Source organism: Vibrio viridaestus, assembly GCF_003856525.1.
GTDB lineage: Bacteria > Pseudomonadota > Gammaproteobacteria > Enterobacterales > Vibrionaceae > Vibrio > Vibrio viridaestus.
Genome location: NZ_RJVQ01000025.1, coordinates 1 through 2,578, shown reverse-complemented (window position 1 = coordinate 2,578; position 2,578 = coordinate 1). Strand labels below are relative to the sequence as shown.

Below are 2,578 nucleotides of genomic sequence, written 5' to 3'. Positions count from 1 at the left end.
CTATAACGCTCAAGTTGGCGAGACTTACGCGATGATCAAGGCGCTGAATAAGCTTACAGGGTTAGGTATGCCTGAAACTCAATATATCGTTTAAGAATTAAGCACAATGGGACAGGCATGTCCTCTCTCTGAATTAAGCAACAAAGCCGATCAAACCCGTATTTATGCAAGTTATGCGACTATCTATCAATCGCAAAATGCTCAAGATAGTAATGGTGATTTCTTAGACCCAGTAGCAGGTGATACTTATGAAATTGGTTTAAAAAATCGTTATTTTGAAGACCGCTTGCAGTTGTCATTTGCCTTGTTTCAGATAGAAGAAGACAACTTAGCTCAGGATGACCCAACAGGCGCAACCGTACCAAATTCAACTGATACGGCACAAGTTGCAACAGACGGTGTTACCAGCAAAGGGTTTGAGATTCAAATTGGAGGCAGTCCATTTGAGGGGACGGATTTCAATCTGGGATACACTCAGTTTAAGGCAGAAGATGAAGATGGTAAGGAAGTGAATACCGACTTTGCCCGTAAGCAGTTTAAACTGATGAGCAGTTATCAATTCGTCAATTCAATACCAGATTTAACAGTGGGTGTGTCGTTGAGTTGGCAAGATAAAATTTATTCTGGGGATGTGAGCCAACCGGCTTACAGCTTGGTAGATATGATGGCGAAGTATCAAATCAATAAGAACGTCATAATTAACCTTTCGGTTAATAACCTGTTTGACAAGACATACTATAGCTATCTTGATTCTTCCAATGAGGTCCACTATGGCGAACCCTTCAATGGTACCATTTCAGTAAACTACTTGTTTTAAGAATATACCAAAATCGTAATAAAGATTGGCGTTATGATATTCAATTGATCTAAATAAGCCACAGTTTCATCATAGATTGTGGCTATTCAATACGTAAATTATTCATAATCACTCATGATGTTACATCTACTAATAACAAAAGGTATCACGTATCTAGCACGCTAAGAAATTAGCGGTATTTTTGAGAACTATCATACTTTGACTGAGTAACGATTCTTTATTAACTGGCTCACACATTCGTCATAAAACATTCACGTCGACAGCCCCTTTTCGTGCTAGATTTAAACGGTCTCTAGTCATAGGCGGCGTATCAGTATGAGAATAAAAAACATTGGATTGGTTATCTATGTAGGTATTAGTTACTGCTTGTTAAGTCTATTGGCAATCGGCCATTTCGCAGATATTCCTCACTACACAGTGATGATGTACTCGGTTGGGATTGTATCGTCAATCTCATCAACGCTGGCTTACATCATGTCTTAGTTATTGCTATGTCCATTTAAGTATTTCGATTTAAACTGGTCAATGGGCATGGGCTTTTCAAATAAAAATCCTTGGTACCGCTCAACATCCACTTGCTTTAGATAATCAAATTGTGCCGTTGTCTCAACACCTTCTGCCAAAAGCAGTGAATTGGTTCGTTTTGCCAGCTCAATGATACTGTCCAGTACGTGAGTATTCGGCCCTTCATCGATAGTTCTAATGTAGGAACGGTCAATTTTGATTATGTCGATGTCGGAACTCAAAAGGTAACTAAGTGAGCAGTAGCCTGTCCCAAAATCGTCAAGCGATACTTTGACACCACACGCCTTTAATTGTTGGGCGGCAAACATGTACTTTTCCTGGCTCGAGAATGCCTGTCTCTCTGTCAGTTCAATCGTGAGCTGAATGCCTGTGTCTGACAAGTCTTCTTTTAGCTGTGCCATGTCTTCAAAAAATGTGTCGTTGTCAAACTGAATCGCGGAGACATTGAAGCCTAAATTGAAACTCTGAGCGCTTGAGATGACTGAGTTATGTAAGTGAAGGGCGCATTTTTGCATCAGTTGAGCGCTAATTTGATTAATTTGACCATTCTTTTCGGCAATATCAATAAATTCGTAAGGTGAAATGATGCCTCTTTTAGGGTGAACCCAGCGAGCCAAAACTTCAGCGCCAGTGAGCTTGCCATCAATATCAAATACAGGTTGGAGATAGGGTTCGAATTGTTGCTTCTTCAAACCTCGCCTGATACGCCAATAGTCGAGACTGACGGTATCGAATACTTGGGATAAGGGGCGACGAATAACAAAAAGAATGATGGTCCAGATAACCCACATCGATGAAGCACTATGAATAATATAAGTGATAATGCATGTGGGAGACAGTTCGTATGAGAGGGTGAACAGTGAAGCTATCGAGCGTGGTGTTGTGAGTAAGGTTTTATCCCCATCTAACACCGCGTTTTCAACTGTCATGGTTAACCCAAACTGAGATTTCGCCCTGAGCAGTTGGTTAAAGAGTTCCGGATACAGCGCAATGTTCACGCTGTAGTGTGGAAGGTAAGACAGTTTGAGAATAAGAGTACCTTCTTGCGGATACAGCAATTTGTTTTTAAAAGGCGTAGATTGAGCGTAAAAAAATCGGATACTGTGGTGTTCACTTTGCCAGTTTGGCACGACGATGGGGGTGTTACCTGAAACAGAACTGCACGTTACGATTCCATGGTCATTAATACTTAAGCTTCTCACATACGGGTCTGAAAACACGATATTGTTATGCTTA

General features: G+C 40.7%; 3 protein-coding genes. 2 read left to right on the top strand and 1 reads right to left on the bottom strand.

Annotated elements, in window-relative coordinates; genetic code table 11:
* The first annotated feature begins 106 nt into the window (after positions 1 to 106).
* Complete coding sequence (locus tag EES38_RS21575) at positions 107 to 817, top strand: TonB-dependent siderophore receptor (protein WP_124939273.1); 711 nt, start codon at positions 107 to 109, stop codon at positions 815 to 817.
* A 315-nt stretch (positions 818 to 1,132) separates the two neighbouring features.
* The gene (locus tag EES38_RS22260) at positions 1,133 to 1,300 is read left to right on the top strand and encodes a hypothetical protein (RefSeq protein WP_166434328.1); all 168 of its coding nucleotides are present in this window, start codon (positions 1,133 to 1,135) and stop codon (positions 1,298 to 1,300) included.
* On the opposite strand, the gene EES38_RS21570 is transcribed toward EES38_RS22260, so the two are convergent.
* Positions 1,297 to 2,578: EAL domain-containing protein (locus tag EES38_RS21570; protein ID WP_148090385.1), on the bottom strand; the 1,282-nt coding region annotated here is incomplete at its 5' end. The genes EES38_RS22260 and EES38_RS21570 overlap by 4 nt on opposite strands.

Bases quoted from the DNA above. Each gene is read 5' to 3' on its own strand.
- EES38_RS21575 (WP_124939273.1), top strand. From the start codon at position 107: ATGGGACAGGCATGTCCTCTCTCTGAATTAAGCAACAAAGCCGATCAA.
- EES38_RS22260 (WP_166434328.1), top strand. From the start codon at position 1,133: ATGAGAATAAAAAACATTGGATTGGTTATCTATGTAGGTATTAGTTAC.